This is a genomic window from Streptomyces sp. XM83C (assembly GCF_023072675.1).
Lineage (GTDB): Bacteria > Actinomycetota > Actinomycetes > Streptomycetales > Streptomycetaceae > Streptomyces > Streptomyces thermocoprophilus.
The window spans coordinates 1-1,164 of sequence record NZ_JALLGL010000605.1 but is presented as its reverse complement, the minus strand read 5'-3'; the positions used below and the strand labels follow the sequence as shown (position 1 = coordinate 1,164).

Genomic DNA, 1,164 nt, shown 5'->3' with positions numbered 1-1,164 from the left:
TCGTCCTGCGCCGCGCCGCCCCTGTCCCCGCCCCCGTCGCCGTCGAGCGCGCGGACGGCGGCGCGGCGCAGGACGATCATGCCGCCGGGGCCGGGTTCGGTGTGGCCGGCGGGCCGGGGGGAGTCGAGCAGGTCGACGGCGCAGTAGTCGGCGAGGCCGGGCACGGTGTCCTCGGCGAGTTCGCGCGCGGCCCGCCCGGGATCGTCGGCGCCCTCGCCACGGCCGCCGCCCGCGCGCAGCGGGGTCCCGGCGCCCCGAGCGCCCTCGTCACGTCCGTTGCCGGTCTCCGCGGGGCCGGTGTGACGCGTGCCGGCGCTCCGGCCGTCGTACGAGCCGTCGCCGGGGCCGGTGCCACGGGCGGCGCCGCCGTTTCCGGGGCCGGGCTGGGACAGCACCCGCGAGGCGGTGTCCCGCGTCCACTGCCGGGCGGCGGTGTCCTGGGCGGTCGGAGGGGCGGTGAGGCTGACGGCGCGTACCCGCCCGGAGCTGTCCTTCAGCGGGGTCAACACGGTGGGCTGCCCCAGGCCGGGGGAGAGGCGGGCCTCCACCTCCTGCGCCTGGCCGCTGTCCACGGCGAGCCGCATCCGCCGGCCGATCTCCTCACCGGCGGCGCCGGGCGCGATGTGCGGCAGGGGCAGCCCCCGCATGGCCGCCTCGGGCAGGGCGAGGGCCCGCTCCATACGGCGGTTGGCGCGCAGCAGACGCAGCTCGCTGTCGAAGAGGGCCAGGGTGTACGGGGACTGGGTGAACGCCAGTTCCATGACCGGCTCGCGCCCGTCCTCCTGCGGCTCCTCGGGCAGGGCCGTCACCACCAGCCAGTCGGCGCCGTCCTGCCCGGCGGAGCGGCGGTGGGCGAGCAGCCGTACCTCCACGCGCCGGCCGTCGCGGTGGCGCAGCGCCACGCTGCCGTGCCAGCGCTGCCGTCCCTCCAGGGCGTGCCCCACCCCGCCGGGGCTGCCTGCCAGCAGTTCCGCGGCGGGCCTGCCGACCACAGCCGAGGCCTCGTGACCGAGCAGCTGCCGGGCGCCGTCGCTCCAGCCGGTCAGCACGCCCCGCTCGTCGATGGTGGCCGTCGCTGTGTACGTCACATGACCAGGATCGGGTAGTGCGGCACGGAGCACCAACGCAGCGAGGGCCGGACAGGACACACGCCCGCCCCCGGGC

1 protein-coding gene is annotated in these 1,164 nt (G+C 78.3%); it reads right to left on the bottom strand.

Going from position 1 to position 1,164, the window contains the following annotated elements; translation table 11 throughout:
- Positions 1–1,088: PAS domain-containing protein (locus MTQ10_RS30645; protein ID WP_247474042.1), on the bottom strand; the 1,088-nt coding region annotated here is incomplete at its 3' end.
- Between the last annotated feature and the right edge of the window lie 76 nt (positions 1,089–1,164).